Below are 13958 nucleotides of genomic sequence, written 5' to 3' on the forward strand. Positions count from 1 at the left end.
CTAGACAAAATGACACCAAATGAGTTTTACTATGATCAGCTACCCCAACAAAACAAGGTGGCTTAACTAGAGCGGAATATCACTTATAAATACGCTTTTAGTTGTTCAAACAAGTGGGACCACCTCTCTATAAGGAAGAAAATGGAATTCTGAAAGTCTGGAATAGTGGCATTTGGGTGAATGCGATTGTACCAAATCTGGAAAAGATGATGGAGCTTGATTTTGAGTTAGAAGTACTCAAATCTATGTAGTAATTTAAAATTTAAAGATCCTTCTATTTAGGATCTTTAAATTTATATATTGAGGTTTTAAAAATAATAAAAAATATCTTTACGGAAAAAGAGAATTTTATTGAAAATAAATTAGCAGTCGTTGATTATTTAAAAATATAGATCTGATGTTTAGTTTCAATTTGATATCAAATAAGGAAAATAAATTATGAAATAGTAAATTAAAACCTATGAAATGACTTAAAAAGACATTAAGTTCAGAAGCTTAAATTTTGGAATGGCAATATATTACATAGAAAAATTTTTTATAAACAAAGATTATTTTATGATTTCAAAGAAATAATCTATTAATTTTTTAAATAAAATTTTTTAAGTAATTGATAATTAAAAATATATTGATTGATAATTAAGGTTTAATTTATAGTTTTACTCTCTTATATTGTGTTTTACTTTAGTTTAAATATTCAAGATTATGTAATATTTTGTTATTTGGTTTTATGCTTATGTAGTGTATAAATAATATACAACTCTCCATGAGGGTAAAACACATGACTAAAGCAGAATTAGCTGTCTCCGCATTGGTCGTATTCCTTATTACCTTGATGGTTTATGGAGTAGGACAATCATTGAGTTATTAAAATAACTTTTTTCTAATGATTCCCGTATGTAAATAAAGCCCTTCGTGGGCTTTATTTTGTTTTTAGTCTGAGTCACTCTTCTGATTTTCAGAATATTCTAGTGCAGCTTTTTGTGCTTCTGCGGCGGCTTTAGCTTCCAAAGGAATAGCATCTGCTGCAATAGTAGAAGTACCATAAAGGCCTATCATAATGAGTATTAGAATTTTCGAAAACTGTTTCATATGAAATCCTCTAATTTTCTAAAACTTGATTTCAGTGTAGGGGATAAAACTCTCTGGGCATGTATGAGCGGTGTCTGCTTATGTAAGATATTCGGGCTTAGCGTGAAAACCCTTTCACCTTATGTAAGAACAATTATCTTATGAATTATTTTGTAGAATTAATTAAAGAAATGTTTTAGAAATTGAAAACATTAAATGTTCTTAAATTTATAACTTGGAAGATATAAATTTTATAACCTTAGAATTTAATTCCTTTAAAGAAAATATTACCATTTATTGAATAAAATAATATGGATTAAAAAATAGTTCAAATAGGAACAATAAAAAATATTATAGAGCTAAGAATATTTGAACCTTAGCAGATTCTATGCAAGTAGTAGCACAATCAAAATTAATAAATTGTTAAACTTCAAAATTGTGACAAGATGACTCTGAATACAGATCTAATATTCAATCTACCTTATCATCCAGTTATTCCTTGACTGCGAAAACTGTGGCATACATTTTATAGCCTCTCGTACTAAATATACTATTACTGCGTTAGTTCGATTCTGAACTGGAAACTTTGTGAACGTTGATACATCAATGCTAAATTTGGATCATCACGTTGGATCCACATCTATTGTTAGATTTTTGAAGGGTTTTATTCAGAAAACCATATTTATATTCAGAGTTAAAACAGGTATCAACATGCAACGCTATGTAAGCGACGTAAATACCTCGAATAAAGATCTAATCAGAATTGAATGACTTAACTAAAGATGCTTTTACATTGACGTATTTGGATACAGCTCAGCGATTGGCTTATTTTATATAAAGGTTAGAGTGATTAATGCAACTTCCAGTGATAGAGACAGTTCTCCAAAGGAGTTTATTCTATGGCTAAATCAAGAGCAAAACACAAGCAGGTTCAGCAAAAGGATAAAAAGGACAGTGCTCAAAATGAAGAGCAACAACAGCAACAGCAGCAATCCTCTAAACCATCTCGTGCGAAAAAGCGTAAATAAAATTTAGACTTGATTCAACAAAACCCTCAGCTGAGGGTTTTGTTATTTTTAAGACTGTTTCCGACAAATAATCTGGAAAAAACATCACTAAAAATAACAGGATTTTGACTTTAAATTTTTCTGTATTCCTTAAGATAAAACGAACCACTCATTAAACGGCAATGCGAGCTATTGTGAAAATTCCCAAAATCCTGCTTTTAATATTTTCCTTAAGTATATTACTTACTGCCTGTCAGCCACCGCCATCAGGTGAGCCAGCGGGCTGGAAAAGCCCGTATCTGTACTGGCAATTAAAAAAATCTGAGCTGATTAGACCGGTAGAAATTCCTGTACAAGGAGTAAAACCTCGCCAGATTCAGGATACTTGGGGTGGAGCGCGCAGTGAGGGACGTAAACACGAAGGAACCGATATTTTTGCTCAACGAGGTACACCGGTAGTCAGTGCGACCCAAGGGATCGTCCGCAAGATTGGAACCAATAATTTAGGAGGTAAAGTTATCTGGATTACTGGTCCGAATTTAAGCCAACATTATTATGCACATCTGGAGGATTATGCTGAACATATTCAGGAAGGAGACTGGGTAGAAGCAGGTGAAATCATTGCCTATGTCGGTAATACCGGTAATGCGAAAAATACACCACCACATTTGCATTATGGGATTTATCTCAGTGGGGAAGGTGCAACCAATCCTTATCCTTATTTAAAGGTAGAAGAATTGGAATAAGTGCAGGTGAATGTAAAAAAAATGTAAAAGATCGCCATCTAAAGAATGAAAAGCATAAAATAGCGTATCTCCCGCTTTTCCTGTTTTTATGAGTTTTGCTTATCGACCAGATATCGATGGCCTGAGAGCTATTGCAGTATCATTGGTTATTTTCAATCACCTGGGCTGGTCATTATTTTCTGGCGGCTATATTGGTGTTGATATTTTCTTTGTCATTTCCGGCTATCTCATCACGACCATTCTGACGCGCGATATTGAGTTGCAGCAATTTTCAATTGCACGGTTTTATAAGAAACGGGTGATCCGTCTGGCACCTGCATATTTTACTGTACTGGCAATTGTCAGTCTGATTGCTTGGCAGGTGATGTTGCCGGGTGAACTGACAGAATATTTTAAAAGTGTCATGTATGCGACTGTACTTATTGCCAATCTGTATATGCGAAATGAGGTGGGAGATTATTTCAGTCCGAATGTAGAAAATGTGCCTTTATTACATTTATGGTCACTGGGCGTAGAAGAGCAGTTTTATATTTTCTGGCCGCTCTTGCTATGGCTATTCCTTAGCAAGACCTCGCGTAAATATCTTTGGCTCGTCATCAGTGTATTCATTGTCGCTTTGGTTCTATATGCCCAGCAGCAACTGACTCAAAACCCGGCCAAAGCTTATTATAGTATGCCGGTACGGGCATTTGAGTTGTTGATTGGTGCATTGATTAGCTGCTTGCCAAAACCAAATCTGCCAAAAAAACTATTACAGGGATTGGTCTGGGCTGGGGTAAGTGTTCTATTTGCAACTGCAATTTATTTTGATCAGCAAACCCCATTCCCAGGACTGATGGCATTGATCCCGTGTCTTGCAACAGCACTGATTATTTATCTGGGACAATCCATAGCTTCAAGTAATTTATTGCTAAGTAATCGTCTTAGTACATGGATTGGCAAAATTTCATATCCTCTGTATTTATGGCACTGGCCAATCATCGTGTTCTTTGGCATTTATATGCTGCCATTGAATCTGGAAAATCAGATTATTATTGTTTTTCTATCATTTATATGTGCATTTCTGACTTATAAACTGGCTGAAACACCACTGAAACGCTTTGTGATGGCTGCAAATTATAAAGTGATTATTCTTGGATTTCTGTTACCTGCAGCCAGTTTTATTGCGATCGCCCAAACCATCAAAACACATGAAGGTTTCCCGGAGCGTTTTCCGCAGTCTGTATATGCAAAACAGGAAGCATTACATACGTATGCTCATGTGATTCGCAGTAACTGTATGGATACCGCGGATCCAAATGTTTTGCCCAGTGCTCAAGATTGTGTCTTAGGGCAATCTAAAGAAGATATTGATTTCTTGTTGATTGGCGATTCGCATGCTAATGCCTATACTGCAATGCTAGATGAATGGGCAAAGGATGCTGATTTACGTGGTTATGATGCAACGCAAAGTTCAACTTTTTATCTGCCAGGTGTGCAGCGATTTGAGTTAAAGCTGAATCAATGGAAAGAACTGACCAAATTCCAAAAACGTAATGATGCTATTACTGCACATCTTAAAGAAACCCATTATCCAATGATTATTCTGGCGGGATCTTATGCGCAGTATTTTGACGATGATGTAAAACTTAAAGATAGTGTCCATCATACTGAGGAAGAGATATTTAAAGCAGGTTTGATAAAAGCTTTAGAAATTGCCCATCAATCTAGTGATCAGGTGGTGCTAATTAATGATGTACCACATCTAGACTGGGAAGGGATTCCATCTGATTGTAATATTCGTAAAGAGATTCTTCATCGAGACGCTTCATGTACAGTTTCTCGAAAAAGTTATGAAGCACATTTAAAGCAATTCAATCAGATTTTGGCAGAAGCAAAACTGAAATATCCGCAATTGAAAATCGTTGATCCAACCAAAGTCATCTGTGATCAGGAGGCATGTAAAACGATGCTGAATGATGTGCCTTTGTATCGTTTTAAGGATGATAATCATCTTAATGATCAGGGTTCACGGCAATTGGGCGTTGAATATCTAAAACAGTTTGGTAACCCGCTTAAAGATTTGAAGAAAGATTAAATGGAATAAAACCACGTTTAATGACGTGGTTTTATTCCCTGGGATTTGGGGCATTGACCGATTTTAATCTTTATTTAATTCTTTTCTTCTTGAACAGAAACTGGTTGCTCACCCATCTTATATTTGGAAGAACGTGTATTCCAGACCAATTGCAAAGTTCCGGCTAATAAAACTAAAGCTGCCAGCATAAACTGTTGATGGTAGTTCAATCCTAGATATTGCAGGGAGCTAAAACTCAATCCTCCAATCAGCTGAACAGCAGCAAAACATAGAGTCGCAATGCTCCAAAGCTTTTTATAGGCCAGTCCATACAGCTGCAAAATGGTATAAGAAGTGAGGAAAACCACAGCGGGATTCAACATTCCGGTAAAAAAAGAAGAACTGAAAGTGAGAAACGGATTAGCATTTAGAGTCGCAATGAAAATCGCCAGAATATATACACTATAAAGAATCTTCAGGGCAGTAAAATTGCCAAATTTTCTTGCAAGAACATAAGCAGAAAAAGCACCTAAGGCACTGCCCAATCCATATAGAATCCAGTTAAAGTTAATCCAGAACAAGCTTAATCCTAGTTCATGGCTGAGATAGTCAATCCAGAACAGGGAATGCGGAATATAGGCAAATGCACTACAGGCATAAACCGCCAGTAAACTATAAAAGACTGTATTTAAAGGTGCTTGCGCAGGATGAGAAACAGATTGTTTAGCTAGATAGGGTTTAAATTGTGGTATCAGTAGGCTTAAGCAGATACAAATCATCAGGGCAAACCCACATAAGATCAGCCAGGCCGTACGTATGGAAATCTGGTCAAGATAAGGCAAAAACAGGGTAGCTAATAAAACCCCTAATCCAATCCCGCTAAAACCAATAAAATTGATTTTAAAACGGTCTTTTAAATCACAGCACTGAGCCACGACACTTGGTGACAAAATCATCAGCAGGCCACCACTAATACCGGAAATCACGCGCCAGCTGATATACCAGATTTCAGAAAACCCTGAAAAAGCGCAACAGAATAGGCTAACCATTCCAGCTATTGCAGCAAGCTGGATATAAGTACTCATGCTTCGGTCTTGGGGCAAGCGCATCGCTGCAAAAGCACCGATTAAATAACCCAGTAGATTGGCACTACCCAAAAGACTGGCAAAGCTCGTGCTCCAGGCAAAGGCTTCACGTGTACCAGGTAACAATGCGGTATAGGAAAAACGCAGAATGCCGATGCCTAAGCACATACTCAGGCAGAGAAAAAGGCTAAGCTTGACCGTATTTGAGGACATCCATGTACTCTTGGATTTTTATATTTGTTCAAAAAATAGCATGAATCATCAAGCTAAAGGAGAAAAGGCTGAATAGATTTTATTAAAAAAAGAAACTCTAGATTAATAGCATGCTTCTATTGTAAATATCTGTAAAGCTTATCGCGGAACTTTTTAGACAATAAAAAACCGCATTCATGAATGCGGTTTTTTGGAATTAATTTTATAAATTAACGCATTTTTGCCAAGAAACGGCCTAAACGGGTAATCGCTTCACGCAGTTCATTTTCTGCTGGCAGGAATACCACACGGAAGTGATCCGGTGTTGGCCAGTTGAAGCCAGTACCTTGAACCAATAGAACTTTTTCGGCACGTAACAGATCAAGCATCAGTTTCTCGTCATCCTCAACTGGATAGATTTCAGGATCAAGACGAGGGAAACAGTACATCGCACCTTCAGGTTTTACACAAGATACCCCTGGAATCTCGTTCAGCATTTCCCAGGCAATATTGCGCTGTTCATATAGGCGGCCACCTGGGCGGATCAGGTCATTAATAGACTGATAGCCACCGAGTGCAGTCTGAATTGCATATTGTGCTTGGTGATTCGCGCAAAGACGCATTGAAGCCAGCATATCTAGGCCTTCAATGTAGTCCATTGCCCGTGATTTATCACCAGTAATCGCCATCCAGCCTGAGCGATAGCCAGCAATACGATAGGCCTTAGATAAACCGTTGAACGATACACATAATTGCTTGCCTGCGAGTGAAGCTACTGACACATGTTCAATGCCATCGTAAACGATCTTGTCATAGATTTCGTCTGCAAACAGGATTAAGTCATATTTCTTCGCCAAATCAACGATTTGCTGTAATACATGACGCGGATAAACCGACCCAGTTGGATTATTCGGGTTGATAATCACGATCCCGCGGGTATTTGGCGTGATTTTGCTTTCCATATCCGCAATATCAGGATACCAGTGATCTTCTTCATCACATTTATAGTGAATCGCAGTACCGCCAGACAGGTTCACTGCCGCAGTCCATAATGGATAATCCGGCATTGGAATCAGCATTTCATCGCCATCATCCAGCAGGCCTTGCATCGCCATCACGATCAGCTCAGATACGCCATTGCCGACATACACGTCATTCACGTGCATATCCAGAATGCCTTTTTGCTGGTAATACTGACAGATCGCTTTACGTGCCGGGAAAATCCCTTTGGAATCCGTATAACCAATCGCATTTGGCAGGTTCAGTGCAACATCATTAATGATTTCTTGCGGGGCTTCAAAGCCGAATGGGGCGGGATTTCCGATATTCAGTTTGATAATTTTATGTCCGGCTTCTTCCATCTCGTTGGCCGCTCGTAACACTGGTCCGCGAATGTCGTAGCAAACATGCTCAAGCTTAGACGATTTCTTGATCTCGCGAGGGGGGGTGTTACCAATACCGGACATAATTCCATCCAATTAATTTTTAAGTTAAACCTATAGATTACGCAAATATCACAATCTATGCTGAAATTTCGCTAGAAATTTTTTCATCTCTAGCGTAAATATGGAAGTACTGAAGCATGACATTGAATGTCAAAGATTTAAAGGAGTTAGTGATGGGAAAACTCAATAAAACAGACCGGGAATGGCAAAGAGAGTTATCACCAGAAGAGTTTCGCATTACGCGTGAAAAAGGAACTGAACCGGCATTCACAGGTAAGTACTGGAATACAAAACAGGAAGGGACTTATGTCTGCCGTTGCTGTGGTACACCACTGTTTTCTTCAACCACTAAATATGACAGCGGTTGCGGTTGGCCAAGCTTCTATCGTCCTGTGAGCAGCTCAGTTGTAGAAGAATTACCTGATACTTCACATGGTATGGTGAGAACAGAAATTGTTTGTCATCATTGTGATGCACATTTGGGACACGTTTTCCCGGATGGTCCGGAACCGACTGGCTTACGTTATTGTGTAAACTCGGCCTCTTTAGAATTACAAACACAAGAAAAAACTGACGAGGAAACTTATCCATGACCAGCATTTATCAGTTTGAAGCTGAGTTGTTAGATGGGAAAAACAAACGGCTTGCAGATTATGAAGGAAAAGTACTTTTAATCGTAAATACCGCGAGTAAATGTGGTTTCACTCCACAATTTGCAGGTCTGGAAAAGCTTTACCAGAAATATAAAGAGCAGGGACTGGAAGTTTTAGGTTTTCCATGCAATCAGTTTGGCGGACAGGATCCAGGTTCAAATGAACAGATCGGGGAATTTTGCCAGAAAAATTATGGGGTTTCTTTCCCAATGTTTTCCAAGGTAGATGTTAAAGGTCCGGAAGCGCATGCAATCTTCCGTTACTTGACCAATAATTCCAAAGGAATTCTAGGAAATGGCATTAAGTGGAATTTCACCAAATTTCTGATTGGTCGTGATGGCAAGGTATTAAACCGTTTTGCACCTACCACCAAACCTGAAGATCTCGAAACAGAAATTGAAAAGGTTTTATAAGTTTATTTGAAATGTCTAATTTCTAATGAATAGAAAATAAGTGAAATAGAAGAATAATTTGTAGCCAAAATCCATAAAAAACCCACTTCTGGAAAGTGGGTTTTTTTATTTATATTTAGATCTTAAAAGATTAAAGAATCGCTTTTAAACGTTGAATTACCTGTTCACATTGTGCCAGATCAGCGACTAATGCCAACCGTACATGGTTTTCACCCGGGTTGCCTTGCGTAGTTTCACGAGACAGGTAACGGCCTGGTAGCACTTTGATATGCGCTTTTTCCATTAGCATTTTGGCAAAAACCTCATCATTGTCTACTTTTAGCCAATAGTAGAAACCCGCATCCGGTTTTTTCAGCGGGATCAAGTGCCCTAATTCTTTCTGGAACAGATCAAATTTGGCACGATACTGTACCCGGTTTTCTTCTACATGGGCTTCATCATTCCAGGCAGCAATTGATGCTAACTGATGCTGCACCGGCATCGCTGCACCATGATAAGTACGGTATTGCAGATAAGGTTTGAGTAAAGTGGCATCACCTGCAACAAAGCCTGAACGCATGCCTGGCAGATTAGAACGTTTAGAGAGAGAATGGAAAACGACGCAGTTTTTATAGTCATCTCGGCCAATTTCGGCACACACTTCCAGTAATCCGGTAGGGGCTTCATCAAACCAGAGTTCTGAATAGCATTCATCAGAAGCAATGACAAAATCATATTTGTCTGACAGTGCAATCAACTTTTTAAACTGCTCTTTAGAGAGAACGGCACCTGTTGGATTGCCTGGTGTACACAAAAATAACAAGGCAGTTTTTTCCCAGACTTCAGCCGGAACTGAATCAAAATCACCTAAGTAATCATTTTCTTCAGTACAGTTAATGAAATAAGGTTTTGCACCTGCAAGCAGGGTAGCACCTTCATAAATCTGGTAAAAAGGGTTTGGCATCACCACATAAGGCGCATCTTTACGATTGATCAAAGCTTGGACAAAAGAAAAGATAGCTTCGCGTGTACCGGAAACCGGTAATACATTGCTGTCTGCACTGATGCTATTGAGTTTAAAACGGCGAGTCAGCCAGTTGGCAATGCTTTCACGTAATTCAGGTAAGCCTTTGCTGTTCGGATAAGTCGATAAATGTTGGAAATTATCGATAATTGCTTGTTTCACAAACTCGGGTGCTGGATGCTTTGGTTCACCAATCGAAAGGGGAATCAAAGGCATATTCGCAGGCTGGATATCCGCGAAAAGTTTATTCAACTTTTCAAACGGATATGGATGCAATAAAGACAAGCTAGAGTTCATGAATGTGTTACCGAGCAGTGTGTTAGTGTTGAGCATTGACCTGATGTGAGGCCTCATCTAGAGCAGCTTTTAATGCCGCTGCAAAATTGTCAGACTCTATTTGGGTCATTGGGCTGCCATCTTTTTTGGTGACAAAGAAAATATCTTCAGCACGTTCGCCAAGCGTAGCAATTTTGGCAGAGTGAATATCCAGACCCTGCATCATAAATAAACCGCCAATTTTCGCAAGTAAACCAGGATGGTCAAGTGTCGCAATTTCAACCATATTCTGGTTTAAAGCTTCATTAAGGGTGATATCGACGGTATTTTCAATATCAAAATGACGTAACTGACGCGGAATCCGGCGCTGCATCAGACCTGGATATTCATCAGAATGACTTAAGGCATCCTGTAAGGCTTCAATGACAGTTGCCTCACGTTCCGGATCGGTCAATAACGTGCCAAAACGGTCAAGGACGACATAGGTATCCAAACTGAAAGCTTTGGTTGCGGTAATAATCCGGGCATCCTGAACGTCCAGATTCATGCGATCCAGAACAGCAACCGTGGTAGCGAACAGATTTGGTTTGTCTTGGGTATAGATGAAGATCTGCACGGCATCCTGTGCATATTTACGATGTGCACGCATTAATACCAATGGTGCAGGATTATCGCCATGTTCCAGAATGGCGCGGGTATGCCAGGCGATTTCATCGGCAGATTCTTTCAGGAAGTAGTCATCGCCCAGTTCCTGCCAGACTTTTTCGACATCATAAAGCGAGAAATGTTCCACTAGACGTTCACTGGCTTCGAACTTGGTATCTTCAATCAGCATCTGGTAATCAACCGGACGGCCCAAGCCAGAACGAATCACATCACGCGCATGCGTATAGAGTTGACGCATCAAAGATGAACGCCAGGTATTCCAGAGTTTTGGATTGGTCGCATTAATATCTGCCACGGTTAGGGTATACAGATAATCCAGATGCTCCATATCTCCCATTTTTTCAGCAAATTCTTTGACCACATCCGGATCGGAAATGTCTTTTTTCTGTGAGGTCACTGACATGGACAAATGGTTTTCAATCAGCCAGGCAACCAGATTGCATTCACGTTCGGTAAAGCCATGGGTACGGCAGAACTGAATCGCATCGGCTGCACCAAGCTCACTATGATCACCGCCACGACCTTTGGCAATGTCATGGAAAATAGCCGCTAGATAAACAATGTCACGACGTGCCAGACGCTGGAACACGGAGCTGACCACTGGGAATTCTTTGGCAAATTCGGGTTCTTTGAAGCGGTTCAGATTGCGGATCAAGAGCAGGGTATGTGCATCCACGGTATAGATATGGAACAGGTCATATTGCATCAAGCCGGTAATCTGTCCGAAAGCCGGAATATATTTGCCCAGAACACCATAACGTTTCATCGCAACTAGCGTTTCGTACAGGCGATGCGGTGAACGAATGATGGCCATAAACAGGGCTTGGTGTACCGCATTATCACGGAAATCCTGATCAATACGTTTAGCTGCCAGGGTAAGCAGACGTAAAGTACGAGCACGAATGCCCTCAATTTCAGGACGATTGGCCAGCAAATAGAAAATTTCCAGAATGGCACTTGGCTTTTCCGAGAAAATCTTGTGATGTTGAACTGCTAACTTGCCATCGACCAGTTTAAAGTTTTCATTAATTTCTTCAATCTGGCGTTCATATTGGGGTAAACGTGGGGTAATGACTGATTCATTAAAATAAGCCAGTAGCATTTCATTCAGAGTCGAAACCTGCTGCGCGCTACGGTAATAGCGCTTCATGAACTGTTCGATTGGATAGTTCGGTGACTGACCTTCTTCACGGGTATAGCCAAACATCGCTGCAATATCCCGTTGATAATCAAACAGCAAGCGGTTTTCATCGCGCTTGGTCAGGCGGTGTAAATGATGACGAATTTCCCAGAGAAAGCTTTCAGCTTCTTCGAGTACGGCAAGTTCAAACTCTGAAATAAAGCCCAGATGCACCAGGTCATAAATACGGTTGACACGGAAATGACGTTTGGCAATCCAGCCAATCTGGTTAATATCACGGATACCGCCCGGTGCATTTTTAATATCCGGTTCCAGATTGCTTTCAGTATTATTGTGCTGAGCATAGCGTTTGTGCTGCTCGTCCATTTTCGCATCAAAAAAGGTTTTATCAGTCCAGGTTTGTGACACGATCCGGCGTGGCCACTTGGTTAAATTTTCATTGCCAATAATCAGACGTGCCTCGATCAAGGACGTCGCTACAGTAAGGTCGCTGCTGGCCTGATTGACACATTCATTGATGGTACGAACACTGATGCCCGGTTTGAAATTGCCCACATCCCAAAGCGAAGAAATAAAGCTGGAGATCAGCTTTTCCTGCTCTGAAGTGAAATCATCTTCTGAGAGGATCATGATATCGACATCTGAATATGGCAGCATTTCGCGGCGGCCATAACCGCCGACTGCGAAAAGCGCCAAATCGGTCTGATCTAGTTCAGCATGATTCCACAGGAATTGCAGAGCCTCATCAATCAGGTTAGAACGGGCCTGAATGATGTCACGGATGGATTGTCCATTTTCAAAACATTCCTGAAGCTGATTTTCTACATCGCTACGCCATTGATTGATCGCTTTGATGTCATTGTGACTTTTAATGTAATTCAGCAGCGGGGAGGTATTGATCATGAACAGTGGTCCGTTGTATTTACTTAATTTTGATGAACATTAACTTGGTCAGCAACCTGTTGAGCCAGCTCGCGAGCCTGTTCAATGCTTTCTGCACGCGCAGTCGCGACACCCATACGGCGGCGTTTAAAACCTTCAGGTTTACCAAACAGGCGTAAATCGGTATCGGCATGGGCTAAAGCAAGATTCAGGCCAGAAAATGAAAGATTGCGATCATCGACACCTGCGTAAATCACGGCACTGGCAGCCACACTATGGCGAGCTGTATTGACTGGTAAGCCTAAAATAGCACGGGCATGCAGTTCAAATTCACTCTGGAACTGGGAAGCCAAAGTGACCAGACCAGTGTCATGCGGGCGAGGTGAAACCTCACTAAACCATACTTTGTCGCCTTTGACAAAGAGTTCTACACCAAAAATGCCGCAACCGCCCAATGCCGTGGTGACTTTATTGGCGATACGTTTTGATTCTTCCAGAGCAGCGGGACTCATTGGCTGAGGCTGCCAGCTTTCTACATAGTCGCCTGAGTCCTGACGATGTCCAATCGGATCACAGTAAGAAGTTTCGATTTCGCCAGTTTGAGGATTCTTAGCCCGCACAGTAAGCAGGGTAATTTCAAAATCGAAATCAATCTGTGATTCGACAATCACTTTGCCCTGATTAACTCGACCACCTGTTTGCGCATATTCCCAGGCAGCATCGACTTCTTCAAAACTTTTCACGCGAGATTGGCCTTTACCTGAAGAAGACATCACCGGTTTCACAAAGTTTGGATAGCCAATGTCATCACAGGCTGCGCGGAAAGATTCCAGAGAATCGGCGAAGCGATAAGCAGAGGTCGGTAAGCCTAGTTCTTCAGCTGCCAGACGACGAATGCCTTCACGGTTCATGGTCAGGTTCACTGCTTTAGCTGAAGGAATTACGGTTGCAATATTCTGTTCTTCAATTTCAACCAGCACTTCGGTCGCAATCGCTTCAATTTCAGGAACAATGAGATGCGGCTGAATTTTTTGAATAAGCTGTTTGAGTTCCGCTGCATCTGCCATATTTAAGGCATAAGAAAAATGTGCCACCTGCATGGCAGGAGCATCTGCATAACGATCTGCAGCATGAACTTCTACACCTAAACGTTGCAAGGAAATCACCACTTCCTTACCTAGTTCTCCTGAACCTAGCAATAGAACTTTAAAAGCTGAAGATTGAAGAGGAGTACCAATAGTCACGTTCATGTGTATTATCCATGCTTGATTTTATGGACTTTTAGCATAACAGAACTCAATGCCGAGATAAGCCGAGTTTCATAC

The 13958-nt window shown here is 40.6% G+C and carries 12 protein-coding genes; 6 read left to right on the plus strand and 6 right to left on the minus strand.

What is annotated here, in order from left to right; all coding sequences use genetic code 11:
• Window positions 1–101 precede the first annotated feature (101 nt).
• On the plus strand, window positions 102–251 hold the full coding sequence (locus FTU19_RS11735; RefSeq protein ID WP_180131348.1) for a hypothetical protein: 150 nt from the start codon (window positions 102–104) through the stop codon (window positions 249–251).
• A gap of 679 nt (window positions 252–930) precedes the next feature.
• Here FTU19_RS11735 and FTU19_RS11740 read toward each other — a convergent pair.
• Entirely contained in the window at window positions 931–1089 is a 159-nt protein-coding gene (locus FTU19_RS11740; protein ID WP_166136100.1) for a hypothetical protein, read from the minus strand.
• A gap of 878 nt (window positions 1090–1967) precedes the next feature.
• Here FTU19_RS11740 and FTU19_RS16345 point away from each other — a divergent pair.
• From FTU19_RS16345 to FTU19_RS11750, 3 genes are all read left to right on the plus strand, one after another.
• On the plus strand, window positions 1968–2096 hold the full coding sequence (locus FTU19_RS16345) for a hypothetical protein (RefSeq protein ID WP_257220887.1): 129 nt from the start codon (window positions 1968–1970) through the stop codon (window positions 2094–2096).
• A 161-nt stretch (window positions 2097–2257) separates the two neighbouring features.
• Window positions 2258–2821: a M23 family metallopeptidase gene (locus FTU19_RS11745; RefSeq protein ID WP_179993073.1), complete on the plus strand. Its 564-nt coding sequence runs from the start codon at window positions 2258–2260 to the stop codon at window positions 2819–2821.
• An 88-nt stretch (window positions 2822–2909) separates the two neighbouring features.
• Window positions 2910–4898, plus strand: a complete 1989-nt coding sequence (locus tag FTU19_RS11750) for an acyltransferase family protein (RefSeq protein WP_180011657.1) — start codon at window positions 2910–2912, stop codon at window positions 4896–4898.
• Window positions 4899–4972: 74 nt separating this feature from the next.
• Here the strand turns inward: FTU19_RS11750 and FTU19_RS11755 are convergent, their stop codons facing one another.
• Together FTU19_RS11755 and FTU19_RS11760 are read right to left on the minus strand one after the other, a co-directional pair.
• Complete coding sequence (locus tag FTU19_RS11755) at window positions 4973–6175, minus strand: YbfB/YjiJ family MFS transporter (RefSeq protein WP_180011655.1); 1203 nt, start codon at window positions 6173–6175, stop codon at window positions 4973–4975.
• Window positions 6176–6384: 209 nt separating this feature from the next.
• Window positions 6385–7620, minus strand: coding sequence for a pyridoxal phosphate-dependent aminotransferase (locus tag FTU19_RS11760; protein ID WP_004784132.1), 1236 nt, complete (start codon window positions 7618–7620; stop codon window positions 6385–6387).
• A gap of 152 nt (window positions 7621–7772) precedes the next feature.
• On the opposite strand from FTU19_RS11760, the gene msrB reads away from it, so the two are divergent.
• Window positions 7773–8192, plus strand: a complete 420-nt coding sequence (gene msrB / locus FTU19_RS11765; protein WP_004784131.1) for a peptide-methionine (R)-S-oxide reductase MsrB — start codon at window positions 7773–7775, stop codon at window positions 8190–8192.
• Window positions 8189–8665, plus strand: a complete 477-nt coding sequence (locus tag FTU19_RS11770) for a glutathione peroxidase (protein ID WP_004784130.1) — start codon at window positions 8189–8191, stop codon at window positions 8663–8665. The genes msrB and FTU19_RS11770 overlap by 4 nt, the downstream gene beginning before the upstream one ends.
• A gap of 130 nt (window positions 8666–8795) precedes the next feature.
• On the opposite strand, the gene dapC is transcribed toward FTU19_RS11770, so the two are convergent.
• Genes dapC through purT form a run of 3 tightly spaced genes read right to left on the minus strand, consistent with a single transcriptional unit; the run spans window position 8796 to window position 13892 of the window.
• Window positions 8796–9965: a succinyldiaminopimelate transaminase gene (gene dapC / locus FTU19_RS11775; protein ID WP_180131351.1), complete on the minus strand. Its 1170-nt coding sequence runs from the start codon at window positions 9963–9965 to the stop codon at window positions 8796–8798.
• A gap of 22 nt (window positions 9966–9987) precedes the next feature.
• On the minus strand, window positions 9988–12654 hold the full coding sequence (glnD, locus tag FTU19_RS11780) for a [protein-PII] uridylyltransferase (protein WP_166136115.1): 2667 nt from the start codon (window positions 12652–12654) through the stop codon (window positions 9988–9990).
• A gap of 23 nt (window positions 12655–12677) precedes the next feature.
• Window positions 12678–13892: a formate-dependent phosphoribosylglycinamide formyltransferase gene (purT, locus tag FTU19_RS11785; RefSeq protein WP_171521865.1), complete on the minus strand. Its 1215-nt coding sequence runs from the start codon at window positions 13890–13892 to the stop codon at window positions 12678–12680.
• Between the last annotated feature and the right edge of the window lie 66 nt (window positions 13893–13958).

Source organism: Acinetobacter sp. YH12072 (assembly GCF_013419565.1).
In the GTDB taxonomy this organism is placed as follows: domain Bacteria; phylum Pseudomonadota; class Gammaproteobacteria; order Pseudomonadales; family Moraxellaceae; genus Acinetobacter.

Bases quoted from the DNA above. Each gene is read 5' to 3' on its own strand.
- msrB (WP_004784131.1), top strand. From the start codon at position 7,773: ATGGGAAAACTCAATAAAACAGACCGGGAATGGCAAAGAGAGTTATCA.
- FTU19_RS11745 (WP_179993073.1), top strand. From the start codon at position 2,258: ATGCGAGCTATTGTGAAAATTCCCAAAATCCTGCTTTTAATATTTTCC.
- FTU19_RS11770 (WP_004784130.1), top strand. From the start codon at position 8,189: ATGACCAGCATTTATCAGTTTGAAGCTGAGTTGTTAGATGGGAAAAAC.
- FTU19_RS11760 (WP_004784132.1), bottom strand. From the start codon at position 7,620: ATGTCCGGTATTGGTAACACCCCCCCTCGCGAGATCAAGAAATCGTCT.
- FTU19_RS11750 (WP_180011657.1), top strand. From the start codon at position 2,910: ATGAGTTTTGCTTATCGACCAGATATCGATGGCCTGAGAGCTATTGCA.
- dapC (WP_180131351.1), bottom strand. From the start codon at position 9,965: ATGAACTCTAGCTTGTCTTTATTGCATCCATATCCGTTTGAAAAGTTG.
- FTU19_RS11740 (WP_166136100.1), bottom strand. From the start codon at position 1,089: ATGAAACAGTTTTCGAAAATTCTAATACTCATTATGATAGGCCTTTAT.
- glnD (WP_166136115.1), bottom strand. From the start codon at position 12,654: ATGATCAATACCTCCCCGCTGCTGAATTACATTAAAAGTCACAATGAC.
- FTU19_RS16345 (WP_257220887.1), top strand. From the start codon at position 1,968: ATGGCTAAATCAAGAGCAAAACACAAGCAGGTTCAGCAAAAGGATAAA.
- FTU19_RS11755 (WP_180011655.1), bottom strand. From the start codon at position 6,175: ATGTCCTCAAATACGGTCAAGCTTAGCCTTTTTCTCTGCCTGAGTATG.